Annotated in this window: 32 protein-coding genes and 2 tRNA genes; 24 read left to right on the top strand and 10 right to left on the bottom strand. The window is 34.8% G+C overall.

What is annotated here, in order from left to right; genetic code table 11:
* Nucleotides 1-167: 167 nt before the first annotated feature.
* The gene (locus tag PHF10_00860; GenBank protein MDD5534287.1) at nt 168-560 is read right to left on the bottom strand and encodes a polymer-forming cytoskeletal protein; all 393 of its coding nucleotides are present in this window, start codon (nt 558-560) and stop codon (nt 168-170) included.
* Nucleotides 561-715: 155 nt separating this feature from the next.
* Here PHF10_00860 and PHF10_00855 point away from each other — a divergent pair, with 155 nt between their 5' ends.
* The 3 genes from PHF10_00855 (at nt 716) to PHF10_00845 (ending at nt 1,443) form a co-directional block, all read left to right on the top strand.
* Complete coding sequence (locus tag PHF10_00855) at nt 716-922, top strand: hypothetical protein (GenBank protein MDD5534286.1); 207 nt, start codon at nt 716-718, stop codon at nt 920-922.
* Nucleotides 923-1,082: 160 nt separating this feature from the next.
* Nucleotides 1,083-1,154 (top strand) — tRNA-Arg (locus PHF10_00850).
* A 22-nt stretch (nt 1,155-1,176) separates the two neighbouring features.
* Nucleotides 1,177-1,443 (top strand): DUF5698 domain-containing protein, encoded by a 267-nt coding sequence (locus PHF10_00845; GenBank protein MDD5534285.1) that lies wholly within the window; start codon nt 1,177-1,179, stop codon nt 1,441-1,443.
* A 61-nt stretch (nt 1,444-1,504) separates the two neighbouring features.
* Here PHF10_00845 and PHF10_00840 read toward each other — a convergent pair whose 3' ends face one another.
* Both PHF10_00840 and PHF10_00835 read right to left on the bottom strand, forming a co-directional pair.
* Nucleotides 1,505-2,011: a hypothetical protein gene (locus PHF10_00840; GenBank protein ID MDD5534284.1), complete on the bottom strand. Its 507-nt coding sequence runs from the start codon at nt 2,009-2,011 to the stop codon at nt 1,505-1,507.
* On the bottom strand, nt 2,008-2,247 hold the full coding sequence (locus tag PHF10_00835; GenBank protein ID MDD5534283.1) for a hypothetical protein: 240 nt from the start codon (nt 2,245-2,247) through the stop codon (nt 2,008-2,010). Before PHF10_00835 ends, PHF10_00840 begins: the two co-directional genes overlap by 4 nt.
* A 162-nt stretch (nt 2,248-2,409) precedes the next feature.
* On the opposite strand from PHF10_00835, the gene PHF10_00830 reads away from it, so the two are divergent.
* From PHF10_00830 to PHF10_00795, 8 genes are all read left to right on the top strand, one after another.
* A complete protein-coding gene (locus PHF10_00830) occupies nt 2,410-3,153 on the top strand; it encodes a helix-turn-helix domain-containing protein (protein ID MDD5534282.1) in 744 nt (247 codons plus the stop codon).
* Nucleotides 3,144-3,214: transfer RNA gene (locus PHF10_00825), tRNA-Ala, on the top strand. The genes PHF10_00830 and PHF10_00825 overlap by 10 nt, the downstream gene beginning before the upstream one ends.
* A gap of 24 nt (nt 3,215-3,238) precedes the next feature.
* Nucleotides 3,239-3,541: a MazG nucleotide pyrophosphohydrolase domain-containing protein gene (locus PHF10_00820; protein ID MDD5534281.1), complete on the top strand. Its 303-nt coding sequence runs from the start codon at nt 3,239-3,241 to the stop codon at nt 3,539-3,541.
* An 8-nt stretch (nt 3,542-3,549) separates the two neighbouring features.
* Nucleotides 3,550-4,113 (top strand): alpha/beta hydrolase, encoded by a 564-nt coding sequence (locus tag PHF10_00815; protein ID MDD5534280.1) that lies wholly within the window; start codon nt 3,550-3,552, stop codon nt 4,111-4,113.
* Entirely contained in the window at nt 4,110-6,413 is a 2,304-nt protein-coding gene (locus tag PHF10_00810; protein MDD5534279.1) for a hypothetical protein, read from the top strand. The genes PHF10_00815 and PHF10_00810 overlap by 4 nt, the downstream gene beginning before the upstream one ends.
* 56 nt (nt 6,414-6,469) lie before the next feature.
* The gene (locus PHF10_00805; protein MDD5534278.1) at nt 6,470-6,853 is read left to right on the top strand and encodes a hypothetical protein; all 384 of its coding nucleotides are present in this window, start codon (nt 6,470-6,472) and stop codon (nt 6,851-6,853) included.
* Nucleotides 6,854-6,855: 2 nt separating this feature from the next.
* Entirely contained in the window at nt 6,856-7,377 is a 522-nt protein-coding gene (locus tag PHF10_00800) for a hypothetical protein (protein MDD5534277.1), read from the top strand.
* Nucleotides 7,378-7,385: 8 nt separating this feature from the next.
* Entirely contained in the window at nt 7,386-7,913 is a 528-nt protein-coding gene (locus tag PHF10_00795) for a hypothetical protein (GenBank protein MDD5534276.1), read from the top strand.
* A 75-nt stretch (nt 7,914-7,988) separates the two neighbouring features.
* Here the strand turns inward: PHF10_00795 and PHF10_00790 are convergent, their stop codons facing one another.
* Nucleotides 7,989-8,861 (bottom strand): S41 family peptidase, encoded by an 873-nt coding sequence (locus tag PHF10_00790; protein ID MDD5534275.1) that lies wholly within the window; start codon nt 8,859-8,861, stop codon nt 7,989-7,991.
* A gap of 64 nt (nt 8,862-8,925) precedes the next feature.
* On the opposite strand from PHF10_00790, the gene PHF10_00785 reads away from it, so the two are divergent.
* From PHF10_00785 to PHF10_00775, 3 genes are all read left to right on the top strand, one after another.
* Entirely contained in the window at nt 8,926-9,462 is a 537-nt protein-coding gene (locus PHF10_00785; GenBank protein MDD5534274.1) for a hypothetical protein, read from the top strand.
* A gap of 112 nt (nt 9,463-9,574) precedes the next feature.
* Nucleotides 9,575-12,223, top strand: coding sequence for a pyruvate, phosphate dikinase (gene ppdK / locus PHF10_00780; GenBank protein ID MDD5534273.1), 2,649 nt, complete (start codon nt 9,575-9,577; stop codon nt 12,221-12,223).
* A gap of 6 nt (nt 12,224-12,229) precedes the next feature.
* Complete coding sequence (locus PHF10_00775; GenBank protein ID MDD5534272.1) at nt 12,230-13,225, top strand: hypothetical protein; 996 nt, start codon at nt 12,230-12,232, stop codon at nt 13,223-13,225.
* A 220-nt stretch (nt 13,226-13,445) separates the two neighbouring features.
* On the opposite strand, the gene PHF10_00770 is transcribed toward PHF10_00775, so the two are convergent.
* Nucleotides 13,446-14,333 carry a hypothetical protein gene (locus PHF10_00770; protein ID MDD5534271.1) on the bottom strand — a complete coding sequence of 296 codons (888 nt, stop codon included), beginning with the start codon at nt 14,331-14,333 and terminating at the stop codon, nt 13,446-13,448.
* Between the two features lie 124 nt (nt 14,334-14,457).
* Between PHF10_00770 and hypA the strand changes: the two genes are divergently transcribed.
* The 3 genes from hypA (at nt 14,458) to PHF10_00755 (ending at nt 16,515) form a co-directional block, all read left to right on the top strand.
* Complete coding sequence (gene hypA, locus PHF10_00765; GenBank protein ID MDD5534270.1) at nt 14,458-14,853, top strand: hydrogenase nickel incorporation protein HypA; 396 nt, start codon at nt 14,458-14,460, stop codon at nt 14,851-14,853.
* 5 nt (nt 14,854-14,858) lie between these two features.
* Nucleotides 14,859-15,593 carry a P-loop NTPase gene (locus tag PHF10_00760; protein MDD5534269.1) on the top strand — a complete coding sequence of 245 codons (735 nt, stop codon included), beginning with the start codon at nt 14,859-14,861 and terminating at the stop codon, nt 15,591-15,593.
* Between the two features lie 124 nt (nt 15,594-15,717).
* Nucleotides 15,718-16,515: a radical SAM protein gene (locus PHF10_00755; GenBank protein MDD5534268.1), complete on the top strand. Its 798-nt coding sequence runs from the start codon at nt 15,718-15,720 to the stop codon at nt 16,513-16,515.
* Between the two features lie 115 nt (nt 16,516-16,630).
* Here the strand turns inward: PHF10_00755 and PHF10_00750 are convergent, their stop codons facing one another.
* The 4 genes from PHF10_00750 to PHF10_00735 form a co-directional block, all read right to left on the bottom strand.
* Nucleotides 16,631-17,068, bottom strand: a complete 438-nt coding sequence (locus PHF10_00750; GenBank protein ID MDD5534267.1) for an NUDIX hydrolase — start codon at nt 17,066-17,068, stop codon at nt 16,631-16,633.
* Between the two features lie 277 nt (nt 17,069-17,345).
* Nucleotides 17,346-17,906 carry a glycosyltransferase gene (locus PHF10_00745; protein ID MDD5534266.1) on the bottom strand — a complete coding sequence of 187 codons (561 nt, stop codon included), beginning with the start codon at nt 17,904-17,906 and terminating at the stop codon, nt 17,346-17,348.
* The gene (locus PHF10_00740) at nt 17,903-19,039 is read right to left on the bottom strand and encodes a glycosyltransferase family 1 protein (protein ID MDD5534265.1); all 1,137 of its coding nucleotides are present in this window, start codon (nt 19,037-19,039) and stop codon (nt 17,903-17,905) included. Before PHF10_00740 ends, PHF10_00745 begins: the two co-directional genes overlap by 4 nt.
* Nucleotides 19,040-19,182: 143 nt before the next feature.
* Nucleotides 19,183-19,917, bottom strand: coding sequence for a helix-turn-helix domain-containing protein (locus PHF10_00735; GenBank protein ID MDD5534264.1), 735 nt, complete (start codon nt 19,915-19,917; stop codon nt 19,183-19,185).
* A 173-nt stretch (nt 19,918-20,090) separates the two neighbouring features.
* Here PHF10_00735 and PHF10_00730 point away from each other — a divergent pair, with 173 nt between their 5' ends.
* From PHF10_00730 to PHF10_00720, 3 genes are all read left to right on the top strand, one after another.
* On the top strand, nt 20,091-20,408 hold the full coding sequence (locus PHF10_00730; protein ID MDD5534263.1) for a hypothetical protein: 318 nt from the start codon (nt 20,091-20,093) through the stop codon (nt 20,406-20,408).
* A 176-nt stretch (nt 20,409-20,584) separates the two neighbouring features.
* The gene (locus PHF10_00725) at nt 20,585-21,016 is read left to right on the top strand and encodes a hypothetical protein (GenBank protein ID MDD5534262.1); all 432 of its coding nucleotides are present in this window, start codon (nt 20,585-20,587) and stop codon (nt 21,014-21,016) included.
* A 72-nt stretch (nt 21,017-21,088) separates the two neighbouring features.
* Nucleotides 21,089-21,958: an ATP-binding protein gene (locus tag PHF10_00720; GenBank protein MDD5534261.1), complete on the top strand. Its 870-nt coding sequence runs from the start codon at nt 21,089-21,091 to the stop codon at nt 21,956-21,958.
* A gap of 46 nt (nt 21,959-22,004) precedes the next feature.
* Here PHF10_00720 and PHF10_00715 read toward each other — a convergent pair whose 3' ends face one another.
* Nucleotides 22,005-23,264, bottom strand: a complete 1,260-nt coding sequence (locus PHF10_00715) for a methyltransferase domain-containing protein (GenBank protein MDD5534260.1) — start codon at nt 23,262-23,264, stop codon at nt 22,005-22,007.
* Between the two features lie 40 nt (nt 23,265-23,304).
* Here PHF10_00715 and rpsF point away from each other — a divergent pair, with 40 nt between their 5' ends.
* The 4 genes from rpsF (at nt 23,305) to efp (ending at nt 25,069) form a co-directional block, all read left to right on the top strand.
* Nucleotides 23,305-23,721 (top strand): 30S ribosomal protein S6, encoded by a 417-nt coding sequence (rpsF, locus tag PHF10_00710; GenBank protein ID MDD5534259.1) that lies wholly within the window; start codon nt 23,305-23,307, stop codon nt 23,719-23,721.
* Nucleotides 23,722-23,744: 23 nt separating this feature from the next.
* Nucleotides 23,745-24,182, top strand: coding sequence for a single-stranded DNA-binding protein (locus PHF10_00705; protein MDD5534258.1), 438 nt, complete (start codon nt 23,745-23,747; stop codon nt 24,180-24,182).
* A gap of 107 nt (nt 24,183-24,289) precedes the next feature.
* Nucleotides 24,290-24,499, top strand: a complete 210-nt coding sequence (gene rpsR, locus PHF10_00700) for a 30S ribosomal protein S18 (GenBank protein MDD5534257.1) — start codon at nt 24,290-24,292, stop codon at nt 24,497-24,499.
* 9 nt (nt 24,500-24,508) lie between these two features.
* Complete coding sequence (efp, locus tag PHF10_00695; GenBank protein ID MDD5534256.1) at nt 24,509-25,069, top strand: elongation factor P; 561 nt, start codon at nt 24,509-24,511, stop codon at nt 25,067-25,069.
* Nucleotides 25,070-25,124 lie beyond the last annotated feature (55 nt).

The raw sequence follows: 25,124 nt of genomic DNA, 5'->3' as shown, positions 1-25,124 counted from the left end.
CCCGCCCAAGTTTTTGGACACTTACTTGCCACAATCTTCGGGTCAGATAAAACATAGACCTAATACATCGCCCTAATCTTAATTAATAGTCCAAAAATCTGGGCGGGTAAAGGTTTTCTAGTTAAATTTTTATCGTGCTTCGCGCTCAAAAATTTAAAGAAAGCCCTTTATATCTCTTCTGCTTTTTCTCTTTTATGTCCGGAAGTTGATGGGCCCTTGCCAACGCTGCAGCGGCCGCTTAAAGTCGCTCCTTCTTCCATGGAAAGGATTTGGCAATTAATATCGCCCGCGACATTGGCCGTGGAAGCCATTTCAATTTTATTCAATACTTCCAAATTTCCCTTAACCACTCCGGCTACGGAAATATTTTGGGCTTTAATGTCGGCTTCAATCAAGCCACCCTGTTTTAAAATCAAATCACTCTCGGTTTCAACTGAACCGATGATTTGGCCTTTGACCACTACGTCTCCGGCGGCCACGAAAGTTCCTTCAACTTTTACCCCGGCGCCGATAATTGTTTCGGTGTCTTCGGGTTTCATTTTTGCGTCTTTTTCAAACATAATATTTTTTAGTTAATTATTAATTAAATTAAAGACATGATATTAAATTATAATAGAATAATTTTAATAGTCAACCTTTTTATACCCTCCCAATTGACAAAAACCTATTTATCATTTAAAGTATTGGATATAAGATTTTAACTAAATATAAAAATATGGCTCAAACAATAAAAATCGCCAACGAAACAAAATTAAAAACTGCCCCCGATACCAGTGATTACATTCGCAAAGGATTAAAAAAAGTATTTTGGACAACCACAATTTTAATTTTGGTTTTAGTTGTCTTGGCAATTATAAACAGTCAAACAAGTTTCTTATCTCATTTGGCCGAATCGCTAATGGGAAAATTGATCAAGCAATAATTTCAAGCTGACAAATAAGCTAACCAAGCTGGCAAGTTAATAAGTAGATAAGTAAAAAAGAAATAATAAATTATTTATTTGCTTATCCACTTACATACTTATCAGCTTATTTACTTAGTTAGCTTACCAACTTATTAACTTATATACTTGTTAATTTTCCGCCCTCGTAGCTCAACGGATAGAGCAAATCCGTCCTAAGGATGAGATAGGGGTTCGATTCCTCTCGGGGGCATTGATTATAAAAACACACAAATATGCATTATTATCTTATAATTTATTACTTAGCTGGCGTTTTGCAGGATTTTTTGTTAACTCTTAATTGGCGATATATCAATAAAGAAAAAGTTGTTCCCGCGGCTATTTTTTCTTTTGCCGTGACAGTTGTATCAATGCTCGTGCTTTATAATATTTTAACTCGGCTTGATAATGAAAGAAGTATAATAGCAATTATGGTTTATGCGGCGGGCGTCGCAACCGGAACAATTCTCGGCATGAAAACCAAAATTGGTTCTAAAAAATAAACAATTCGAAATTTCTATAAATAGAAAAAAGGGGCTGAATTTTTTCAGACCCCTTTTTTTGTTACCTTTTCTTTGTCCTTTTAATTTCTCTCTCTAATTCCTCTTTTTTCTGAAAAAGTTCTGGAAATTTTTGGCGAGTTTTCCGTTCTATAAATTTTTGAAACTTAACCGTAGAAGCACAAAGAGCCATGCATATGGTTAGAAATATCAGACAACCACCTATAAAAATAACGGGGTGACATTCTATTACTAATCCTACTCCCAGGATAGCAAATCCCCAAAAACATCCTACGAAGATAAGCCCATAATAAGGGGGTTCTTTTTTTCTAATTTCCTGATTCACCTTCTCTAATCCCCGAACCTTTTTTTCATCAGCCGTCAGACAATTTGATTTTATTGGTGCATGCCATTTATCACAGACCGAGCATTTTGCTACTAAAATTTCACCACACCTGCCACATTTGAGTTCTTTGATATCCCAAATAAAGTTACTTGTGCTCTCAATCGTAAATCCTTCTTCAAATACACTACTTCCGCATTTAGAACATCTGAATTTAGGATATTTCATTTTTTACCTCCTTTTTCGTTTTTTTCTTCAAATATATCTGTTTCTACAATGTACGTAAGCCGAAAAACTCCTCCAAGTGTGAGTATAGCTCCTCCAAGTTCTCCAAATAAAGTCCAAATAGGCACCACAGATGATTTCATAAACGCATCTTGAGCAACAAATAGACTTTTGAATAGAAAAATTACACCTAAGCACACAATAATCACTGGACCCCAAAATCTAAAAAAATTTTTCATCTCTTCCCCCTTTTTAATATTCTAAAAACAGTATAGCACAATTTTTAAAATCTGTCAAGAATTTTAGACGCCAAATAGTGAATAAACAAAGTTAAATGTATCTGTGGATAACTTATGTGTCAATAATCTTGACAACATCAATAAATATGTTATAATAAAAACATGAACACTTTAAAGGAACAATTAACTAAATTCGGTCTGGCGGAAAAAGAATCAGCTGTTTATTTGGCTGCCTTGGAACTTGGCGCCGGCACGCCCATGGAAATCAGCAAAAAAAGCGGAGTCAAACGTCCAACTACTTATTTAATTTTGGATTTACTGGCCGAAAAAGGATTAGTCACCCGCTCGCTCAAAGAACGGACCCAAGTTTTTATCGCCCAGCCGCCAAAAAAAATTTTAAATTCTTTAAATGAACAAATTTTGGATTTTCAAAGTTTATTGCCTCAATTAATGGCTATCCATAATTTAGAAAAACAAAAACCAAAAATTATGATTTTTGAAGGCGAGGACGCGCCGGATCGGGCTTATCAGGATATCTTAGAATATCAGGGTGAAATATTATTTATTAGTACAATAAGCGAGGCTGACAAACGATACCCCAAAATGGCCAAACCTTTTGAAAAAAAACAGAAAAATAAAAACTTCTCGGTTAGAGAAATTTTATTTGACGAGCCGGTTGCTAAAGATTATACTAAAAGAAATCAAGGGCCGTTTCACCAAATTCGTTTTTTGCCTAAAAATATAAAACCGTCTGGCAGTGATCTAGGTATTGTCGGCGATAAAATTTTACTCGGTTCTCTGCAAGATGAAATTTTCATTGTTTCCATTGAAGATAAAAAAATCGCCAATTTTGTCAGAATTTTATTTGATTTAACCTGGCAAGGTTTGGCAAACAAGGGCCTATAGTATAGTGGTAATACGCCGCATTCGCATTGCGGAGACGGCAGTTCGATTCTGCCTAGGTCCATAAAAAATATTTTAATTTGCGTTTATGAAAAAATATCAAAAAGAATTGGACAAATGGTTTAAAGAAAACGACTGGAAATACTGGTCTCAGTTGTCAATTTTGGCGCGGCTTTACGAAGAATGCGGCGAATTCGCGAGATTAGTTAATCATCTTTACGGCGACAAGCCGAAAAGAGATGAAGAAAAGAAACAAGAGCTGGAAGAAGAAATCGGCGATATAATTTATACGCTGATTTGTTTTGCCAATTCAAATAATGTTGATTTGGACAAAGCAATCAGAAAAAGTTTTAATAAAGTTGTCAAAAGAGACAAAAATAGATACAAATAAAAAAATTAATGACTAATGTAATTATAATTCATGGTACCTGCGGAAGTCCGAAGGGAAACTGGTTTCCTTGGTTAAAATCCGAATTGAAAAAAATCGGTTGCCGGGTTTTTATTCCTGAATTTCCTACCCCCAAAAATCAATCTTTAAAAAATTGGCTGAAAATCTTTAAAAAATACAACCAATATTTAGATAAAGATACTATAGTTATCGGCCATAGCTTGGGGCCGTCTTTTTTATTGAGTGTTTTGGGAAAATTGAATCATCCGATTAAAGCCGCATTTTTTGTGGCTGGTTTCACCGGCTTGATAGGCCGTAGAGATTTTGATAAACTTAATAGAACCTTTACGACCAAATCCTTTAATTGGACTAAAATAAATAAAAATTGCCAGAAATTTTATGTTATCAATTCAAATAATGATCCCTACGTCCCGCTTGAAAAAGGCAAAGTGCTGGCAAAAAATTTAAATACCAAATTAATCATTATTAAAAACGCGGGACACATTAATAAAGATTCCGGATATATTAAATTTGATTTTCTTTTGAATAAAATTAAAAAATATCTAAAAAAATGAAAAAAAATATTATTACATTTCTGGCGATTGTGATTTTTGGATGCGCGGCGATTGTAGTCGCGGCGGTTAAAGTTATTACCCCGACTCTCACTGCCTCAATTGCCGACATTGCTTCAATTGATAACGACCCATCAAGTTGCGTTCTTTCTTTATCAAATACCACTTTTTTTAAATCATATCGCATTTTGGTATTCACAAAAATTAATGGCGCATGGCCGACCAAAGACGGCGGTTATATTGTTTCCGGAACCACGGATCCGAATATTATGTTTATCCCGCCGGATGGTTTTGTGGCCAAACTTGATAAAAAGGGAGGTATCCAATGGATGAAACTTTTAAAAACCAAAAATGCCGCCGGCGCAGGAAATCCTTTGGGAGATGAAGACGTTCAATCAATTATTGAATTGAAAAGCGGCGGATATTTAATGGTTTCCAAGGTTTGGGGTTTTATCACTGCCAAAGAATGGAGCGCGGATAACGTAGAACTGGACAAAATAATGTTCACCAAATTGGACAAAAACGGCAATATGATTTGGAGTAAATCATTTACCGGCTTTGTTGAAGACGCCAAAAATTCTTTATTGGAAACCGCTGATAACGGTTTTTTATTTTACACAAATATTACTGATTTAACGCCGGATAAAGTCGGAGAAGACAGCGATGTTTATTTTGATCAGCCCTACTCATCGCTTAAAGTTTTTAAATTTGATCAAAATGGAAATATCCAGTGGTCTAAAAATATAAAAAATTTCATTGCCCGCGAAAACGATTCTTATTTAATTCCCACGCCGGATGGCGGTTATGCTTTAGCCGGCAATTTAACTCAGTCGAATCCGGAAAAAGACCCTCCTTACAATTTTGATACTTATCCGGGCTTGGCCAAATTTGATAAAAATTTTAATTTTGAATGGGCAAAAAGCATTGAAGGCATCCCTTTGGAAATGGCGGCTGTAATCACCAAGCCGGAAGGCGGCCTTGAAATGGGTTGGAAAGAAATGCGGCAAGGAGCAATTGTCGTTCAAGGTCTTGCTAAAACCAAAGACAACGGTTATATTGTTTTTGGAAATTTATCCGCTGCTTTATCTTTAATTACAGACAGCAATAGCGTAAATTCAAAACCAAAAAATTCTTTAATGGGATTTAAATTTAGTTCCTCTGGAAATTTGGAATGGGCCAAAAAAATAACTTTGAGTTTTAATGATTTCAGCGGACCGATGACAAATTATTCCATTATCTCAACGACTGACAATAAAATAATAATTGCCGGACCCAATACTTGGGCTGATGATGATTGCGGAACCAAAATGCAAGATGTTAACGATCAGCGCAAATGGTATGTTGAAAAATACGGAGAAATGGAAATGTTGAAAGAAGGAAATCAAAAAACAAAACAATCGCAAGAAGATTGGAAAAAAGTTCAAGCAGCCATTAAAGCCGCGACAGAAGCTTCTCACGGAAGCATTCTGACAATAAAAACTGATCAAGAATTAAATATTGACTGGATAAAAGAAATCGAACCGCCCAAGTCCGGCCCTTTGACTAATTATGTCATGAAAGCAACACCGGACAGTGGAGCGATTATTGCCGGCGAATATACGACTGACGTGGTTCAATCCGTTTTGCTTAGCAGCATCACCTATTATAAAGACGGTTTCTTGGTAAAATTGGACGGGAGCGGAAATGTTAAAAACAACGCCGGGTGGGTCGTGGATTATAACGATAAAATCATCACGGAAATAACAACTCTTTACGCAACAACCAATGATTTAATCAGCCAAACAGATTCTTACTCAGTCAAGTTAACCAGTCGCAAACCGGAATTTTCTGTTTACAAAAAAACAAAAACCACCACTTATGTTTCCCCGAATAATTCCAAAAATACTCTCTGTCCGACACTGCCTAATGTTTTCGCTTATAATACTCCGGTTCAAAATTCGAACCTTGCTTCAACCGCAACAAGAACTTGGCCGGAAATTAATTATGAAAGAGCGATCCCTTCCGAACTGATTAATGACAAAAGCCGAACGATTGATGGCGAACTTTTGCCGATTTTAAATCAGCTTTATAATAATCAAGTTAAAATGACTGATAATATGGATGGCTCAATGCTTGATTATATATTCCCCCGTATTGTTACTAAAGACGATGTCACTGCGGTTAAAAATCATCTAGAAGGCCTTGGCTATAGAACACAAGATGAAGGACTTAATCAATTGACCATGTATAAACCCGGTTATTGGCTGATTATGACTTTTTCCACTGATCATCCTGATAAAGCATTTTTGGAAATTACTTTTTGACAATTAATAAATAGTGTGCTTTAATAGAAATATAATAATAAACCTTTGAAAATCGTATGAATAAAAAACTTTTATTTGCCATCATTATCGTTTTAGTGATAATCGGGATTATTTTTGTTATTATCGGCAATCGATCGGGACAAAAAAGTAAAAATAATAGTCCGGAAGACGGAATTGTTTTATTCTTTTCTCCGACCTGTCCCCATTGTATAAAAGTGGAAGAATTTTTAGCCCAGAATAAAGCGGCTGAAAAAATAAAATTTGAGAACCGAGACACTTCTATCGCCGTCAATCTTGAATTATTAAAAGAAAAAGCCGGGGAATGCGGATTAAATGAAGGAGATCTTGCTATTCCTTTTTTGTTTGACGGGTCAAATAAAAACCCAGTCTGCTTGATAGGAGATGTTGATATTATTAAATTTTTCCAAAGTAAATTATAATCATGGATTTAATTAAAAAAAATATTTGGCTGATTTTAGCCATAACCGCGATTTTTCTGCCATACCAAGCTTCTGCTGTTTGCCCCGTTTGTACTATCGCGGTTGGCGCCGGTATTGGGCTTTCACGCTGGCTGGGCGTTGATGACGGAATTACCGGTATTTGGGTTGGAGGCTTGATTATTTCCTTAATTATTTGGTTTTTAACCTGGTTGGATAAAAAAAATATTCATTTCAAGCTGCGCGATTTCGTCATTTATCTCGTTTTTTATTTCTTTTTTATCGCCTCTTTTTACGGTATGGGGCTGATGGGGCATCCTTTGAACCGCCTGTGCGGGATGGATAAATTATTATTCGGCATTATTTTGGGCGGTTTGGTTTTCCTGATCAGCGTTGGTTTGAACAATTTATTAAAAAAGAAAAATCACGGCAAGGTATTTTTTCCTTATCAAAAAGTGGTGATTCCGGTGTCTCTTTTATTAATCACCAGTTTAGTTTATTATTGGATTACTAAATGTTATAAATAAACAAATTTATGGATTTGGAACAAGAAAAAATTCAAAAACTTTTAAAAAAAGTTGAAGAAAGTAAAAGTGGCGGACTGGATCTTTCGTTGGACGAAGACCTCTCTATTGCCATCATGAATTTAATATCCATTGAAGAGCATTTTTTCTTTACCGCAAAAAAAACCGGTAAATCGGAATATTTTGATTTATTAAAAACTGTGCGTGAAATGCGCAAGGACTTATTGAAAAAAATTATCAAGGATTACGAAGGCGAAGTTTGGTGCATTTCCAAACACTTACTGGCCGGCTCGATGAGATTGATGGAAGTCGGGACAAAACACTTGGGTCAAGGAGAAAAAGAAAAAGCCGAAGATTTATTTAAAAAATCATACGAGCTTTATTCACTATTTTGGGCGATAAATTTAAAAATAATCGACACTTCAAACTTGAAGAAAATTGACGACAACCAACTGAATGTCCACGACCAAGAAAAAACCGGATTTTTCGGCAAAATGGGAGATTTATTAAAAAAGGTTCTTAACTGCTGCAAGGAATAAAACACCTAATTTAAATTTTTTAAAATAAAAAAATAGTATTACTGCTATTTTTTTATTTTATTTCGCAAAAAAGTATTACTTATTATTTTTTAATAAATAATTCTTTGCAAACTTTTCTATATTTTTACCTTTATAAACAATATCCGGACTAATTTTTGTCTTTTCTATTGGCTGTTTTTTATCTTTCAAAAAAAATCTCCAAGTCGGAATTCTAATAATAAATTTCTTTCCAAAAATCTCAACTATTTCTGATATCGGGTTGGCGCTTCCTCCGGCCGTGGGTTCGCCGATCAAAACAGCTCTTTTTAAAATTTTAAATGGTGCGAGAAACAGTTCATTTGAACTAAAACATTTTCTTGAAATTAAAATTATAATAGGCTGGTCAATAAAAATCTTTTTATTCGGTTTAAATCTGCCCTCTGTAGTTTTCAATTTACCGTTTTCATTTTTCTTGATAAATTTGCCGTAAATAAATGTCTTTTTGAAAAAAATGCCGGCAAAATTATGGGCAATTCTTGACGACCCGCCTTGATTCTCTCTCACATCAATAATAATGGCATTATACTTTTTAATATTTTTTTGACAAAATTTATTTAATTTTTGATCAATATCGCCAAGCCATTTCGCCCATGACGGAATTTTAATATAAAGAATTCTATTTTCAATTTTTGAAAATGGTGATTTTTTAATTTTCGCCTTGCGCATAAAATTACGATCCGACTTGCGCCATTCTTTAATATCTGCGTGACCATTACTATTAAGAAGGGCCAATAAATTTTTAATCGAGATTTCTTGTTCTGATTTTCCACATTTAGATTTATCTAAAATAAATTTGGCCTTCTTCTTAAATATATTTTTCTCCGTTTTCGTTAAAAACGGGTATATTCCCAAAATCTTTTGATAAATTTTTTCAACAACAAATATTTTGTCACTATTTTTCAATTTCATATTCTAAATTATACCTTAAAAATAGATAAATACAATAATTTTATCTATTGACAAAAGGCAAAAAATGTGCTATTATTTAAATATAAAAATCAGACAATGGTTCTTTATAAAAAAACAAGGAGGAAAAATGAAATGTCCGATATGTGGAGGAGAAATATTCATAGTAATGGAGAATGAAATTAGGTGCAGCTGTGGTGAGACCGTTTTAAAACGTTGCCCGGTTTGCAAAAATCTCCATCCTTTTCCCCTACCTGATTTTTGCCTGGCAACCGGCAAAAATATCAAAATGGTTCGGGAATTGGAAAAATTAAAAGAAACAATTCACGAGAAAAAACCTCGTTGGTTTTCCGAAGTTTGGTTCTTAATTTGGATAATTATTTGTATAATAGGAATAGCGCATATTTTTTACCCTACTGATTTTATTCCAAGAACTCCGGCAATTTTTATCGCCGGCTTAAGTTTTATCGCATATTCGTCTATTCCTTGGCTGTCGGAAATTTGGCAGAACAGATATGTCCAAAAAAGGTTTCCCGAATTACTCAGGGAAAAAGAGGAATTAGAAAAGGAGATTGGACGAGTAAAAATATCTGATTTAAAATAAGAAAAATATTAGAGGCAAATCACAATTGATTTGCCTCTTTTTTAATTGAAAAATTCTAAAATTAGGATATAATATAATGACTGCAATTTAATTAAAATAATGTTAAAAATATATGGAAAAGAAATTTATTTATTTTTTCAGCAAAAATGAAACTGACGGCAATGGACAAATGAAAAATTTACTCGGCGGCAAAGGAGCTGGATTGGCGGAAATGTCTAAAAATGGCATTCCGATTCCTCCCGGTTTTACGATTACAACCGAGGTTTGCTGCTATTTTTACGAGCACAAAGAAAAATTGCCGCCTGATTTTAAAAAACAATTTGAAAAAGCTCTCAAAAAATTGGAAAAAGCAACCAACAAAAAATTCGGCGATCCGACCGAGCCATTGCTTCTCTCAGTGAGAAGCGGAGCGAAATTTTCCATGCCCGGAATGATGGATACGATTTTAAATTTGGGTCTTTCTTTAAAAACCATTCCCGGTTTGATTCAAAAAACTAAAAATCCGCGTTTTGTTTACGATGCTTATCGCCGTTTTATCCAAATGTTCGGCAATGTTGTTTTGGAAATCAATAAAGAAGAATTTGAAGATATTTTAAATAAGAAAAAAGAAGAACTCGGAGTGAAATTTGACACTGAACTCAGAGAAGAAGATCTTAAATCCTTAATCACGAAATATAAAAAATTCATTCACGAAAAAATCGGCCGCGAATTTCCCGATAATCCGTTTAAGCAGTTAGAAATGGCGGAAATGGCAGTTTTCAAAAGCTGGAATAATCCGCGAGCCGCCACTTACCGCCTATTAAATAAAATTCCTGATAATTTGGGCACGGCAGTGAATATCCAGTCCATGGTTTTCGGCAATCTTGGCGAAAATTGCGGTACTGGCGTGGGTTTTACGCGTAATCCTTCAACCGGCGAGAAAAAAATTTACGGCGAATATTTGATCAATGCCCAAGGCGAAGACGTCGTGGCCGGAGTCAGAACGCCGAAACCGATCGAAGAACTTAAAAAAGAAATGCCGAAAGTTTACGATGAATTAAAAAAAATAGTCATGCGGCTGGAAAAACACTGGAAAGATGTGCAAGATTTTGAATTTACGATTGAACAAGGAAAACTTTATATGTTGCAAACCAGAACCGGCAAACGAACCACTCAGGCGGCGGTAAAAATCGCCGTGGATATGGTCAAAGAAAAATTAATTTCCAAAGAAGAAGCTTTAATGCGTCTTGAACCGGAACAAATTAATCAACTGCTTCACCCGATTATTGATCCAAAAGCGAAAATAGAAATAATTACTCAAGGACTTCCCGCTTCTCCGGGCGCGGCCATTGGAAAAGTTGTTTTTAATGCCGATGAAGCGGTTATTTTAAGCAAAACGGAAAAAGTAATTTTAGTTCGCGCCGAAACTTGCCCTGATGACATTCACGGAATCAACGCAGCGGAGGGAATTTTAACTTCTCGCGGCGGAATGACATCGCATGCCGCGGTCGTAGCCAGAGGAATGGGAAAATGCGCTGTGGTTGGTTGCGAAGAAATCAAAATAGATGAAAAAAATAAAAAATTTTTCACCAAAAAAATGACAATCAAAGAAGGAGATTGGATTTCTCTTGACGGTTCAACTGGCCGAGTAATTTTGGGGAAAATGGCGAGAATTGAACCTAAATTAAGCAATGAATTTGCGGAGTTTATGAAATGGGCTGACAAAATCAGAACATTAAAAATCAGAACCAATGCCGATATTCCGCGAGATGCAAAAGTCGCCCGCCAATTTGGCGCTGAAGGCATCGGCCTTTGTCGAACCGAACATATGTTTTTCGCCAAAGAGCGCTTGCCTTTGATGCAAAAAATGATTTTAGCCGACGACCTCGCCGGCCGAAACGAAGTTTTAAATAAATTATTCGTTTTCCAAAAAGAAGATTTTAAAGGCCTTTTTAGGGAGATGAAAGGATTTCAAGTGACGATCAGATTCTTAGATCCCCCGCTCCATGAATTTTTGCCGAAAACAGAAAAAGAATCTTTCGAACTTTCCGAAAAAATAAATGTGCCCGGAGAAAAAATTTGGCAAAAATCTTGCGAACTTCACGAAACAAATCCGATGCTCGGCCATCGCGGATGCAGGTTGGGTATTACTTATCCGGAAATAACCGAAATGCAAACCCGAGCCATTATTTCCGCGGCTTGCGAATTGGCTAAAGAAAAAATAAAAATAGTTCCGGAAATAATGATTCCTCTGGTCGGACATGTTAATGAATTAAAAGACCAAAAAAATGTCGTCATAAATATTGCTGCCGAAACAATGAAAAAATACAAAGTAAAAATTGAATATTTGGTCGGCACTATGATTGAAGTTCCAAGAGCCTCGCTGGTGGCGGATGAAATCGCCGCGGAAGCGAAATTTTTCTCGTTCGGTACCAATGATTTGACGCAAATGGGCATGGGATTTTCTCGAGACGATGCCGGAAAATTCATTAAAATATATTTGGACAAAAAAATACTCAAAGACGATCCGTTTAAAACTTTGGATCAAGAAGGCATCGGACAACTGATAACAATAGCCATTAAAAAAGGAAGAAGTGTCAGACCTGATTTGAAAATCGGAATTTGCGGCGAGCACGGTGGCGACCCGGAGAGCATAAAATTTTGCCATAAAAACGGATTTAATTATGTGAGCTGCTCCCCTTATCGCGTGCCTATTGCCAGGCTTTCCGCTGCTCAAGCCGTTATTCTGGACAAAAAGCAAATTGAATACACCTCTAAATAAAATTTTATGGCAAAAAAAATTACAGCCATCGGACTTTTTTCCGGCGGATTGGATTCTATTTTGGCGGCAAAAATATTGCAAAAACAAGGCATTAAAGTAATTTGCCTTAATGTTGAAATTCCGTTTATTCCCGAAGATAAAAAAAATAATCTCAAGACAACGGCCAAAAAATTAAAAATCCCTTTAAAAACCATAAAAGCCGGGGCTGATTATTTAAAAATGGTGCAAAATCCGAAATATCATTACGGTTCGGCGATTAATCCTTGCATTGATTGCCGAATTTTTATTTTAAAAAAAGCCAAACAATTGGCTAAAAAAACAGGAGCGAAATTTATTTTTACCGGCGAAGTTTTGGGTCAGCGGCCGATGTCTCAGCATTCCCAAGCCATGGAATTGGTGGAAAAACAAACCGGATTAAAAGGAAAATTACTGCGTCCCCTGTCCGCTAAATTGCTTTCGGAAACCGAAGCGGAAAAAATGGGCTGGGTCAAAAGAGATAATCTTCTGGATATTTCCGGACGATCCCGCCAGCGCCAATTAGCTTTGGCTAAAAAATGGGGAATCAAAAATTTCCCTACGCCGGCCGGCGGCTGTCTTCTAACTGACAAAAGTTTTGCCAAAAGATTACAAGATTTATTCAATCAAAATAAAAAAATCAGCGATGCTGATATTTCCCTTTTAAAAATCGGGAGGCATTGGCGAGTGGATAAAAATAAAATTATTATCGGCCGCAATTTTGAAGAAAATAAAAAATTAAAAGCTTTAAAAAATCCGAAAGATTATTATTTTGAAACCGCCAAATATCCGGGCCCAACCGGCCTTTTAATCGGTCCGGCTAGCCAAAAAGCTATTATTCAAGCGGCTGCTTTAACCGCCGCCTTTTCCGACGCACCGGACGAAAAAGCCATAGTCAAATACGGACAGAAAAAATTAAATAAAAAAATCATTATTAACCAGCCAAAAAATTATTTAGAACAATTGACCGCGTCTCGTATTATTTAATTAAAATATAAAAAGAAAACGCTAATCAATAAACGTTTTCTTTTTATTTTAAATAAATTTCGTCCTGTAGAGTATGTAAATAACTTATCAGCTATATCTAAAGTGTAAAGCATTTTGGGGTAGGCTTTTGTAAAAAGCCGAGATCAAATATGCCGTGTTGTATGATGTAATAAAAAATTCTTTTTCACTGATTAAACGGAAATAAATCGAGGCAAATTTATTATTTATTTTTATATATAATATACCCTGGATTATCTTCAACATTCTTATTGTTACTAATCCCCTTGTCTTTCATTAAAAAATCACCATCTAAAAACAAAGTTGCTAATTTAGCGATGCGCAATGTTCTTTTATCTTGAACAACTTCAGACCAATATTTACCTGCTTCCTCTCTTAAAACATTAAGTTCATTTCTAAATTCTTCTTTTATTGCTTCAAATCTTTCCTTTAATTCAGGATTATCTTCTAAATATGGCATCCCACCACTCGCAAAAGTATGAAGACTTAATTCTCGAGGGAAGCCATATTTTTCCAATAAATTTTCATATCTTTCGCTATAAAATTCTGTGAAATCCGGTCCTGTCTCATTATCAAATAAAACGAATAATTGTTGCCCATTATGGTTATTATTCCAATCAGGATAGAAAATTTGATCACCAATAACCCCAGTTTTTCTTTCTTCTCCGCCTACTTCTGGGGCGACAGAAAAAGCAGCAGGATGATTGTAGTATTCTTCCATGGAATATCCAATATATTTTGCTTTTTCTTTACCAGGATAAACTTCGAGAACAGGATATTCGGGCAATATCATTTCAACAATTTCCTTTCTTTTTTCAATTACTTCAGAATTTTCAAAATAATTCGGCACATTATTTATCTTTTCCATCAATCCTAAAAATATCTCCCTTCTTTTTTCATTAGAAATATTTTCAATAGATTTAATTTTTTTAATAATTTCTTCAGCTGCAACAAAAAAATCTTGCTTTTTCTGTTCTTGTTCAATAGCTAATGCTTCTTTTTGTTGGCTCATTTCTCTTTGTTCAGAAGTCATCATTTTTTCAGCTTTTTCTACTTCCTCTAAAGATGGAGTATATTTTATTTTTTCCATAATATTATTTTTTAAGATTTAAATTATTTACGATCTTTTATTATTATATCTTATAATATAAATATAGCACAACTTTATAAAAACGTCAATAGCGTTTTCTTTTTATTTATGTATAATATATTTTATGCACGAATGGTCATTAGCTCAGGCCGTTGTTTATTCGGCCATAAAATATCAAAAAAAGAATAAACTGAAAAAAATTTCCGAAATTAATTTAAAAATAGGCGAACTGCAACAAATAGACAGGGATATTTTTAAGTTTTCTTTAAAACAAATCGGCCGACTTAAAAAAATAACCGGCAAAATAAAAATTAAAACCGAAAAAGCGATTTTAAAATGCCGCATTTGCCAACATCAATGGAATTTTAGTAAAATCCTCAAAAAACTCAATAAAAATGAAGCTGAATATATCCATTTTATCCCCGAAATCGCCCATACTTATCTCAGATGTCCGAAATGCAAAAGCCCGGATTTCAAAATTATCAAAGGCCGGGGCGTTTGGATAGATTCTATTAAATGAAATTTATGGATCCACGACCAAACATCATTAATCAAAGATTAAAAAACATTAAAACTATTATTGCTGTTTCCGGAGGCAAAGGAGGAATCGGCAAAAGCTCAATTGCCTCTGTTTTGGCGTTAAATTTGGCTAAAAATGGCTTAAAAACAGGCCTTTTAGACCTGGACTTTTGTGGACCCTCAACTCATACCATTTTGGGAATCAACAACCTCTTCCCAAAAGAAGACAAAGGAATTATCCCGCCGGAATTTGAAGGCCTGAAATTTATGTCCATTATTTACTATACGGGCAAAAAACCGGCTCTTTTAAGAGGCGAAGACATTTCCAATATTATTTTAGAACTGTTAACCATTACTCAATGGGGCGATTTGGACTTTTTAATTATTGATATGCCACCAGGCATTGGCGACGCGGCTTTGGACATTTTAAAATTAGTTAAAAAAACCGAATTCTTGATTGTCGCCACCCCATCTAAAACCACCATGGAAACGGTTAACAAAAATATCAAAATGTTGAAAGAACTGAAAGCGCCGATTTTGGGCATTATTGAAAATTATCAATCTCACCAATTTTCTCAAACAAAAACCGAAAGTAAAATTTCCGGTGTGCAAATTTTGGGCAAAATAAATTTTGATTCAAAATTTGAATCAGCCATTGGCAACGCGAACAAAATTTTAAAAACCAAATTCAGTCAAGATTTGAAAAAAATTATTTATAAAACCTTAAATCAAAGGGTATAGTTTAATTTCCATTGTACGACGCATAGATAATGTTTAAACAATAAAAAATACTCTTTTTTTATATAATAAGTAGCTAATAAAACCAAAATTGTTCCACGTGGAACAATTTCATTTTATAAATCAAATGACTATTAAGCTTATTCAAGCCAAATCTATTCTTAACCAATCCAAAGCTTTTCAGAGTTATACCTTAAATCCTTATTCTGGCTGTCCGCATGGCTGCGTTTATTGTTATAACCTTCAGTTTATTCAACGATTCAAGCCCGATCAAAAATGGGGTCAATTTATGGAGGTTAAAATTAACGCCCCGGATATATTGGAGAAAGAAGTTAAACGAAAGCCAAAAAATGATGTTTTCTTTTCAACCATTACTGACGCCTACAATCCTTTAGAGCAAAAATACCAAATTACCCAGAAATGCCTCAAAATTCTCTTAGAGCACCAATGGCCGATCAATATCCTGACTAAATCTGACCTTATTCTGCGAGACATAGAACTAATCAAAGGTTTTAAGCAAAAAAAGGTTGGTTTCAGTTTAATCAATCTTGATCCCAAAATAGCCAAGATCTTAGAACCGGGCACCAGTTCACCTGAAAAGAGACTTCTAGCCCTCCAGACCATTCACCAAGCTGGCATTCCGACTTATGCCTTTGTTGGGCCTATTTTGCCCTATATAACCGATTTGCCGCTTATCTTTAAGAATCTGGTTGGTAAGGTAGATGAGGTCTTATTGGATACCTTTAACACTGCACCGGCTAATTGGCAAAACTTCAAAAATGCCCTTGAACCGAGTTTCCCCGAACTAATACCAAAATGCCAAGAGCTTTTGTTCCAAAAAAGGCGAATTTATGAAAATAACGTTCGCCAGGAGATCTTAAAATTAAACCAGCAATTTAAACTGCCGATTAAGATTTGTTTTTAAAGACAGGGGGATAATTGTTCCACGTGGAACAATTAAGTTAATAATTTATATAAAAATAACTTTTATCTAATAAACAATAGCTCTTTGTGTGTCGTAAAATAGAAAAAGACCAACTTTATACGTTGGTCTTTTGATTCAAAATAAAATTTTTGATTCTTCTCCTGTGGCTATTATACAAATCCACAGGTAATTCTTCTAATAAATACCATTCTGCTTCATCAACATCGGACGTTGATGAAACAAATTTTATGTCATCTGATTTTACTTTTAGATCTGCTCTACGAGTAAAAATCTGATGGCCATTTCCCTTTACTTCTTCAATCTCTTTTTCACCGATTTTTATCTGATCGGCGACAATACCGGTTTCTTCTCCAAGCTCGCGAATTAATGCGACCAAATTTGTTTCGCCTTCTTCAATTCCGCCGCCAGGTAAGCCCCAGCCTGCTTCCTTTGTAAAAGGCTTATCACCGGTAGGAGGAGTCTCTTTATTGTGAACCAATAAAACTTCTCCCCATTCATTAAACAATAAGACAAAAACACTTGCTTTCGACATTTTATCCTCCTATTTAAGGTACTGTTGTTTTTGCGCCAAAACTAAATTGTTTGACTATTATATTTAAGCATATTTTTCGCTTTTTGTCAACCCCCTCACCTAGAACACTGATAAATATTTGATTTTTTATCTTATAAATCTTTAAATTCAATTTTATATAAATAAAAATAGAATCCTTATTTAAAAAACACATCAGCGTTTGGTGAGGGGGTCAACCCCCACAAAAAAATAAGACCAAATGGTCTTAAAAAATTTCAATCAATTATTCAGTTAACCGCTAACAGGCCAAATAAACAACTTTTATTTTTTCTGATTTTATATGGAAATTTTTAATCAAATCTTGTTTCGATTTTTCCGAATCAGTAATGACTTTTTCCGCCCGTCGCAGAGCATTTTTCAAAATTAAAATAAAAAATCCGTGTTTGAAAGAATATATAAATTTCGCTAAAGAATTTTTATGTTGAGTCGGGTATTGCAATAAAGTCAAATCATGAATCGTCACCACAAACCGGCCGAGATAAAACAGAGGGACATTAAAGTGGAGAAAATGAACTAAATCAAGGCGTTGAGAGGCGAGTTGTCTGGGGAATAATATCTGCTCTTGCCAGGAATACCAGGGATAATCGGCCAAAACCTTGTGAAAATGAGGGTTTTGAGGATGATATAAATTAAAGCCCTCTTGGCGGAGGAAAATAAAATAATCATCTTTTTGCCCGCCTAAGTTTTGTGAAGCAAAATTTTGGCGGGTTTCTTCAAGATTTTTGATAAGTTCCTGAGTGTAGCGCCCGATTCCTTTGCCCGTCGGGCCGTAGAATCTGGCGTCGATTCCGATTTTCATAAATTTTTGTAAATTTCTTCTGTTTCTTGGGCGCATTTTTCCCAAGAATATTTTTTAATTTGTTCAAATCCTTTTTGAATTAGTTCTTCGCGAAGATTTTTGTTTTCTATAGCTTGATTAATGGTTGCAGCCATTTCTTCTATGTTTTTAGGATTAAAATATAAAGCAGCTGAACCATAAATTTCAGGCAAGGGTTGATGTTTTGAGGCGATTACCGGTAGACCGAACTTCATTGCTTCCAAACCGGGCAGGCCAAATCCCTCAGATAAAGAAGGAAACACATAAGCCAAACCATTTTTATAAAGCCAAGCTAATTTTTCATCAGAAGCTTGACCGGAAAAAATAACTTTTTCTTCCAACCCCAATTCTTGCGTTAATTTTTGCAAATTATGATAAAAATAATCCATTTTCCCGACTAAAATTAAACGAATCCCCGGGTGTTTTGATAAAACAATTTTAAAAGCCTTGATTAAACGTTCCAAATTTTTGTGCGGGTAAGCATTGCCGATATATAATAAATAATTATCCGGGATCTGCTCCGAAACCGGTTCAAAGTCTGAAATCTTTGGCGCCATATCAGTCGCTTCATAAGTTACAGAGATTTTTTTTGGATTAATTTTATATTGTTTCACAATTGAATCTTTAATAAAATTAGAAACCGTGATAATTTTTTCCGCCCGTTGCATGGCATTTTTAATAATCAAATAATAAATAATTTTTTTAAAATAAAAAATTGATTTCCAGTGTGTTGAAGCTTTTGGAGTAGTTTGATTATGAGTCAAATCATGAATCGTCACTACAAACCGGCCGAGATAAAACAGAGGAACATTAAAGTGGAGAAAATGAACCAAATCAAGGCGTTGAGAGGCGAGTTGTCTGGGGAATAATATCTGCTCTTGCCAGGAATACCAGGGATAATCGGCCAAAACCTTGTGAAAATGAGGGTTTTGAGGATGATATAAATTAAAGCCCTCTTGGCGGAGGAAAATAAAATAATCATCTTTTTGCCCGCCTAAGTTTTGTGAAGCAAAATTTTGGCGGGTTTCTTCAAGATTTTTGATAAGTTCCTGAGTGTAGCGCCCGATTCCTTTGCCCGTCGGGCCGTAAAATCGAGCGTCTATGCCTATTCTCATAAAGTTTTTCAATTAAAACTCAATTAAACTCAACTTACTTATTCCTATCTCTTAACAAAGCGATGTCCCGTACTGATTTGCCTACCGGCGAATCTAGTACTGGGACGAGCGTCAATTCCGATGCGCATAAATTTTTTCAATTATTATTTTGATTGCAGCCAAAGCATTTCAAATAATGCTTTCATGGTTTGGCTGAATTCTTGACTTTCGATTAAAAAACTGAAACTTTCTTTTTTGGAAGTAATAATTGCCACTTTATCATCCCAAATTAGAATAGTTGAATAAAAAGTGATTGACTTTGGAAGATATCGCATCTCCCGAAGTTGTTCTTTGTGTTGAAAAAAATATTTTTCTTCTGACTCGCGTGTCTTAACGCGCAGGGTTCTGCTTTTTATTTTTAATTTCGTTCGAGCGGCGACATAATCTTTGGCAAAATCCACTCCGATAAGATCATAAATGTCTACTGACGGAAGAATGGCCATAGCTTCTTTTTTTCGGCAAGATAATGTTTCTCTAAATATGTTTCTTGCCCCGGAAACTCCCTCATAAAATTTTGTTTTTGGTTTTATGCCCGGGATATTATAAATAGATTTCAATTGAGGGAGAACTTCTTCTAATGCTCTCTCTTTTTCGTGAAGAATTTTTTTAAGTATTTCCGGATCTTCGGCTAAAAAATATTTTTTATTATTTTTTATAGTATGAGTAATAAGCCCGACTTTTATCAGGTCTCCCAAAATATCATAAGCGCTGGTTCTTTTTATGCCTGCTTTCTGGGCGACCACTCCGGCCGTAGAAGGACCCAGCTCCAAACAGGTGAGATAGACACTAATTTCTTTTTTATTCAGATTAAATTGTTCTAAAACTTTTTCTATTTGCATAAGCGTATTTGTTGATATTTTTCGACGACACTTTTATTATATAATACCCATAAAATATGTCAAATTAGTTATCCACTCTCTTTATGTCGAGAATACTTGACAAAAATTAAATTTGTGCTATAGTGATAATATAAGACAATTAAATGAAATTGTTCTTTAAAAAGGAGGAGAAAATGGCAAAAGAACCGATCAAATTAAGTGATATAAAAATAAAAGAAATTTTGGAGAAGTTAGAAAAAATTGGGATTGATAAGTTCAATAAAATAGAAAGAATAGACAAAGACTCTCTTGTATTAACGATTAGCGGGAAGATGGAAATCACTATTAAAGATATTTCTAGCTACTATGCAGATTATGACAGCGGTAGTGGTCAAAAATGGGTAGTAGAATATACCTTAATGATTCTTGACGGAGAAGGTAGATTTTTTATAGCAGAAAAAGTAGGGGGCAGAGAATTGCGTCTCTCTTTCATAGGGCTAAAGAGGAACTAAAGAAAAAAAATGATCAACAAAAAATAGTTGAAGAAAAAAAGCTTAGAAGAGAGAAAAGACAACAAGAACGGGCAGAAAAAAGAGCTCAAGAGCAATTAATAAAAAAGTTGGAAGTATAAGTTATTTAAAGGGGGGCGAGAAAAAATATTCTCGCCTTTTACAAGAAAGGAGGAAAGATGGTAAAAGAACCAATTGAATTAGGTAGTTCAGAAACACGAGAAATCATGAAAAAATTAACAAAACTCGAGACTGATAAATGGAGGGAAAATGGGAAAGATAATTTCTCAACAACTGATAATGGAATAGAATTTATTATTATAGAAGGTTGCCAAGATACAAGTGGTATATATGACACCAGCTCGATAAGCTATTATTATTTTTGTGTTCTTGATGGGAAAAATGAATTTAAGTCTGCCGGGGACTATTATGGAGACTCTTGGGCACAAAAAATATTATTCGAAATCTCCCATCAGCTCTCGTTAATTGTTAAAAAAATCAGGGAGAGTATTGTAAAAATAGAAAATGAAAAATGGGCAGTTGAAGAAGGGGGTCGCGAAAAAACAGAAAACAATGCTCGAGAGGAATTGTTAAAAAAACTGAAACTATAGCTATTTTAGGGAGTAAAAAACATTCTTATTCGTTTTGTAAAAAGGAGGTAAAAGATGTCGAACTGTTATATAATGGTTGGAGTGCCGGCTTCCGGGAAAACTACCTTTGCTAAGAATTTGGCGAAAAAATCTAAATTGGAAATTCTTGATGCTGATGAAATTAAAAGACAATATAGAGATAAATCCGAGATGGAAATATTTGAAATCATTAAGAAAAAATTAAAGAAGTTGTTATCTGAAAAACAAAACGTGATAGTGGATATGCCAAATGCTTTTGTTAATATGCGCAAAAAAATTATCGAAATTAGCAGAAAAGCTGGCGCAAAAAAAATAATTTGTATCTGGATGAAACCACCGCTTAATACTTGTATTCGCAGACATTACCAACGATTAAAACAAGGTAGGGGTCCCGCATTCCCTGTGACTACTGATACTATCAAAACTCATTATCGAGCGCTGGAGGAAGACCCACCTAAACTATCAGACGGATTTGATATGATTTTTAGAAAGAAAGGATTAAATCTAAACCTTATAAAAAGGAGGCCTAAAATGGCAGAAGCAATTGAATTAAGATCTTCTGATGTAGAAAAAACACTCGATCTTTTAAAAAAGGCTGGGGTTGTATGGAGAAAAGAAAGGAATGATTATTTTTCTTATTCAACAGTTTACAAAAGAAAAAAAATTATTATTACGCAAGAATCTGGCAGCACCACCGCCTTATATGAATCAGTAAGTTGGACGTATTATTGTTTACGCATTATTGATAAGAAAAAGGCATTTGAATTTACTTCAAATAGCGAGGGACGTCTTGCACAAAGAATAGCAAGTGTGTATTTCAAAGCTGAGAAGACAATAGAAGAACAAGAAGAGGCTAAAGAAAAGAAAAAAAGAAAGATCGAAGAAGAAAATCGGAAGCAGCTATTGAAAGATTTAAAGAGGTGATTATTTATTTGAGGGCAAGAAAGATATTCTTGCCCTCTTTTTATTTTTATCTATTTTTGCCGAGAGAGAAGATAAAAATTTCGCGCCAGACTTCTTGATTGGCTCGGGCGTAAATAATTGATTGCCGCTTGGTTGATTTGATAATCGGATGATTTTTTAAATTTTCAGGAATGGGATTAATAATTTGCCAGCCTATTTTTTCCAGCCCGAGGCTGGTCGGCCTTGGGCGGATAATTTCCGGCAAAATAAATTCGGAAAAAATTCCATTATTTTGTTTTAAATCCTGATAAATCGGAAAAATCATCACCACTTGCCCGTTTGGTTTTAAAATTTTTTGAAATTCTTTAAAAGCGCCAAGATATAAATCAGATAATTTAGACATTATAATCGGCAATTGAGCTTTTAAACTGGAAATTTTGGTCGGACCCAAATAAGGCTCGGCAACAATTAAATCAATTGATTGAGGGTCTATTTTTTTAGAAATTTCTTTAACATTGGCCTGAAAAATTTTGTAATTGGTCATTGGCAATTGGTTGTTTTCGGCAAGCCATTCTAAATTTCCCTTAGTGTCTTTAATCGCTTCGGGGTTTAAATCAGCGCCAATAATATTTTTATAACCCATTAGGGCTGCTTCTTGCAAAATCGTGCCCGCGCCGCAAAAAGGGTCTAAAATTAAAGCTTTTTTATCCAGTTCGCCGGCCAGATTAATCATAATTTTGGCCAGTTTTGGCGGTAAAATTCCCTGTTCCATTGACCGATTCGGCCGGCCAAAATCGCGAAAGCCGTACTCTTTAAAATCCTGACAAGCCAAGGTTCTGCCGAATAAAAATCCGTTTTTCTCGGCGAAAAATACAAATTCCGCGCCGGTTTCTAAAAGCTTGTTTGTTTGAACAATAACCGAAGAAAGAGCGTCTTCGCGAGAAGTGACCCAGCGGGAAGAAATTCCTTTTTCTTTAAGGTCTTTTTTCAAATTCAAAGCCAAATTTTTGATCAAATTTACGATTTGAGAAATTGAAGCTTGATGATCCAGACGATAAACACTGAATCCGAATCTGACTTTAGTGGATTTTTCAGAAAACAAATCAGCCAAATTTTTTAAATCCTGATTTGGTAAAATTTTGCCGATCTTAACAGTTCCGCCCAACCGGTTTTCCAAATACGCAAAATCAATTTCTTTATTTCCCGGCAAATCTATAATTAAAACTTCTTCTGATATTTTTTTAATCTCAAAAGGGCCTGTGAGTATCTTTAAGATTTCAGCTATTGACAAAGTTGGATTATTGCCTAATATAAGAAAATATGTCATAATAACATTATTATAGTTTAAATCATTAATGTCAAATCTTATGTATGAAATTCTCTATATCATTCCCACTCCTTACACGGAGCAAGACGTACCGGTAATTTCAAAAAAAATAAGGTCGTTGATTGAGAAGGCCGGCGGCAAGATTCTTAAAGAAGAAGAACTTGGCAACAAAAAACTGGCTTACCCGATTAAGCATGTTTATCGCGGGTTCTACAACCTTTTTCGTTTTGAAATAGAAACAAAAGAAATAAAAGGAATAAACGACACAATCAGATTAATGCCTGAAATTTTAAGGCACATGATTGTAACCCTTAATTCCAAACCGATGAAAATTAGAAAACCGAGACACTCTGTGGAAAAAAAGGAAGAAGAAATTAAAGAAGTCAAAGAAGAAGAAAAAACAACTGTCAAAACCAGTTTAAAAGATTTAGAACAAAAAATTGACGATTTATTTTAATCTAATTTAATAATTTTTTAATTATGAATCTTAATAAAGTTTTGATTATTGGACGATTGACCAGAGACCCTGAAGCGCGAACCACTCCTAATGGCCAAAATGTGGCGACTTTCAGTTTGGCTACTTCAAGAAATTGGACCAGCGCTCAAGGAGAAAAAAAAGAACAAACCGATTTTCATCGAGTAGTTGTTTGGGGCAAATTAGCCGAAGTCTGCAGCCGTTATTTGGTTAAAGGACAAGAAGCTTATGTTGAGGGCAGATTAACCACTCGTTCTTGGCAAGATGCTCAAGGAAATAAAAAATCCACCACTGAAATTATCGCTCAGGCTGTCCAATTTGGCGCCAAAGCAAGAGGAGGAGCTTCTTCAAATAATGAACCGCGCGAAGCTGAAGAAAAACCATTACCCGAAGAAGGGAATACCCCTGAAGAAGAAATAGACGTGGAGGAGATTCCGTTTTAATTAAATGCGAATCGCTACAAATAATTAAATAATATTAAATACAAATTTTTACGAATATTTGTAATAATTTGTAAGCTCTAAAATTTGTAATAATTAGAATTTAAATTATGGAAAATCAAAAACATTGTTATTTTTGCATCAATAGCGTTAATGAAATTGATTATAAAGACATAGAACTTTTGCGCCGATTTGTTTCCACTTATGAAAGAATTTTACCAAGCCGCAAAAGAGGAGTCTGTGCCAAACATCAAAGAAAATTAACTCATGCCATTAAAAGAGCAAGATTTATGGCTCTTTTGCCTTTTGTTAAAAGCTAAAAAAATATTATGTTATCCTTAAATGATTTAAAAAATATTGGAACCATTCTTGAAATTGATGACGCGCCTTACGCAATAGTCAGTTCTCTTCATACTCACGTTGCCAATAGAAGAGCATCTGTGCGCGTAAAACTTAAAAATCTCATTACCGGGCAGGCTTTGGAAAAAACTTTTTCATCAAGCGATAAAATTGAAGAGGCTTCCACCAGTACTTCCAAAGCAAGTTTTCTTTATCCATCCGGAAAAGATTTTTATTTTATGAATGATGACGATTATGAACAATTTGCTTTAAACGAAAAAATATTGGGTACGGCAAAAAATTTTTTAAAAGAAGGATTGGAAGTGGAGGTATTGCTTTTTAATGAAAGACCAATCAGTATAAAAATTCCAAAAAAAATAGATTTAAGAGTAATTGAAGCGCCGCCTGCAGTTAAAGGTGATTCAGCCACTACTCCCAGTAAAATTGTTACCATAGAAACTGGAGCTCAACTTACTGTTCCTATTTTTATTAAAGAAGGCGATATTATTAAAATTAACACCGATACAGGCGAATACGTATCCAGGGTATAAAAAAACTAACTTGAGAATTTATAAAAGCTAATAAGCTAATTCCTAAAAAGCTAAA

The organism is Patescibacteria group bacterium (assembly GCA_028716665.1).
In the GTDB taxonomy this organism is placed as follows: domain Bacteria; phylum Patescibacteriota; class Patescibacteriia; order UBA2591; family JAQUPP01; genus JAQUPP01.
The sequence above is the reverse complement of the archived record's forward strand: the minus strand, read 5'-3'. Positions and strand labels throughout refer to the sequence as shown.

Coding starts and splice junctions, on each gene's coding strand:
- rpsR (MDD5534257.1), top strand. CDS start 24,290: ATGGAAAATCAAAAACATTGTTATTTTTGCATCAATAGCGTTAATGAA.
- PHF10_00805 (MDD5534278.1), top strand. CDS start 6,470: ATGAATAAAAAACTTTTATTTGCCATCATTATCGTTTTAGTGATAATC.
- hypA (MDD5534270.1), top strand. CDS start 14,458: ATGCACGAATGGTCATTAGCTCAGGCCGTTGTTTATTCGGCCATAAAA.
- PHF10_00715 (MDD5534260.1), bottom strand. CDS start 23,264: ATGACATATTTTCTTATATTAGGCAATAATCCAACTTTGTCAATAGCT.
- PHF10_00745 (MDD5534266.1), bottom strand. CDS start 17,906: ATGAAAATCGGAATCGACGCCAGATTCTACGGCCCGACGGGCAAAGGA.
- PHF10_00815 (MDD5534280.1), top strand. CDS start 3,550: ATGACTAATGTAATTATAATTCATGGTACCTGCGGAAGTCCGAAGGGA.
- PHF10_00830 (MDD5534282.1), top strand. CDS start 2,410: ATGAACACTTTAAAGGAACAATTAACTAAATTCGGTCTGGCGGAAAAA.
- PHF10_00855 (MDD5534286.1), top strand. CDS start 716: ATGGCTCAAACAATAAAAATCGCCAACGAAACAAAATTAAAAACTGCC.
- PHF10_00810 (MDD5534279.1), top strand. CDS start 4,110: ATGAAAAAAAATATTATTACATTTCTGGCGATTGTGATTTTTGGATGC.
- PHF10_00795 (MDD5534276.1), top strand. CDS start 7,386: ATGGATTTGGAACAAGAAAAAATTCAAAAACTTTTAAAAAAAGTTGAA.
- PHF10_00840 (MDD5534284.1), bottom strand. CDS start 2,011: ATGAAATATCCTAAATTCAGATGTTCTAAATGCGGAAGTAGTGTATTT.
- PHF10_00705 (MDD5534258.1), top strand. CDS start 23,745: ATGAATCTTAATAAAGTTTTGATTATTGGACGATTGACCAGAGACCCT.
- PHF10_00725 (MDD5534262.1), top strand. CDS start 20,585: ATGGTAAAAGAACCAATTGAATTAGGTAGTTCAGAAACACGAGAAATC.
- PHF10_00730 (MDD5534263.1), top strand. CDS start 20,091: ATGGCAAAAGAACCGATCAAATTAAGTGATATAAAAATAAAAGAAATT.
- PHF10_00785 (MDD5534274.1), top strand. CDS start 8,926: ATGTGCTATTATTTAAATATAAAAATCAGACAATGGTTCTTTATAAAA.
- PHF10_00860 (MDD5534287.1), bottom strand. CDS start 560: ATGTTTGAAAAAGACGCAAAAATGAAACCCGAAGACACCGAAACAATT.
- PHF10_00750 (MDD5534267.1), bottom strand. CDS start 17,068: ATGTCGAAAGCAAGTGTTTTTGTCTTATTGTTTAATGAATGGGGAGAA.
- PHF10_00820 (MDD5534281.1), top strand. CDS start 3,239: ATGAAAAAATATCAAAAAGAATTGGACAAATGGTTTAAAGAAAACGAC.
- PHF10_00720 (MDD5534261.1), top strand. CDS start 21,089: ATGGTTGGAGTGCCGGCTTCCGGGAAAACTACCTTTGCTAAGAATTTG.
- PHF10_00775 (MDD5534272.1), top strand. CDS start 12,230: ATGGCAAAAAAAATTACAGCCATCGGACTTTTTTCCGGCGGATTGGAT.
- efp (MDD5534256.1), top strand. CDS start 24,509: ATGTTATCCTTAAATGATTTAAAAAATATTGGAACCATTCTTGAAATT.
- rpsF (MDD5534259.1), top strand. CDS start 23,305: ATGTATGAAATTCTCTATATCATTCCCACTCCTTACACGGAGCAAGAC.
- PHF10_00735 (MDD5534264.1), bottom strand. CDS start 19,917: ATGCAAATAGAAAAAGTTTTAGAACAATTTAATCTGAATAAAAAAGAA.
- PHF10_00800 (MDD5534277.1), top strand. CDS start 6,856: ATGGATTTAATTAAAAAAAATATTTGGCTGATTTTAGCCATAACCGCG.
- PHF10_00740 (MDD5534265.1), bottom strand. CDS start 19,039: ATGAGAATAGGCATAGACGCTCGATTTTACGGCCCGACGGGCAAAGGA.
- PHF10_00760 (MDD5534269.1), top strand. CDS start 14,859: ATGGATCCACGACCAAACATCATTAATCAAAGATTAAAAAACATTAAA.
- PHF10_00755 (MDD5534268.1), top strand. CDS start 15,718: ATGACTATTAAGCTTATTCAAGCCAAATCTATTCTTAACCAATCCAAA.
- PHF10_00845 (MDD5534285.1), top strand. CDS start 1,177: ATGCATTATTATCTTATAATTTATTACTTAGCTGGCGTTTTGCAGGAT.
- PHF10_00770 (MDD5534271.1), bottom strand. CDS start 14,333: ATGGAAAAAATAAAATATACTCCATCTTTAGAGGAAGTAGAAAAAGCT.
- ppdK (MDD5534273.1), top strand. CDS start 9,575: ATGGAAAAGAAATTTATTTATTTTTTCAGCAAAAATGAAACTGACGGC.
- PHF10_00835 (MDD5534283.1), bottom strand. CDS start 2,247: ATGAAAAATTTTTTTAGATTTTGGGGTCCAGTGATTATTGTGTGCTTA.
- PHF10_00790 (MDD5534275.1), bottom strand. CDS start 8,861: ATGAAATTGAAAAATAGTGACAAAATATTTGTTGTTGAAAAAATTTAT.